Origin of the sequence: Erythrobacter sp. CCH5-A1 (assembly GCF_001557115.1) — a bacterium.
Lineage (GTDB): Bacteria > Pseudomonadota > Alphaproteobacteria > Sphingomonadales > Sphingomonadaceae > Erythrobacter.
On record NZ_LSKQ01000246.1, the window covers coordinates 1 to 359 of the forward strand.

The following is a 359-nucleotide window of genomic DNA, read 5'->3' on the forward strand; positions in this document are numbered from 1 at the left end:
AGCGCCACCTGGCAGCGCTGCCGCGTCCACTTCATGCGCAATGCGCTGGCCTACGTCCCCAAGGGCCAGAACACGGTCGTCGCCGCCGCCATCCGCCAGGTCTTCCTCCAGCCCGATCATGCCGCCGCGACACAGGTCTGGCGGCAGGTTGCCGACCAGTTGCGCGCCCGCTGGCCGAAGCTCGGCACCTGCATGGATGAAGCCGAGCATGACGTGCTGGCCTACATGACCTTCCCCGAACAGCACCGGGTCAAGCTCCACAGCACCAATCCGCTGGAGCGCCTGAACAAGGAAGTGAAGCGCCGCGCCGATGTCGTCGGCATCTTCCCCAACGAGGACAGCATCATCCGCCTCGTCGG

The 359-nt window shown here is 66.6% G+C and carries 1 protein-coding gene; it reads left to right on the forward strand.

Annotation, left to right across the window (positions count from 1 at the left end):
- Nucleotides 1-359: transposase (locus AX708_RS15345; protein ID WP_197426407.1), on the forward strand; the 359-nt coding region annotated here is incomplete at both ends.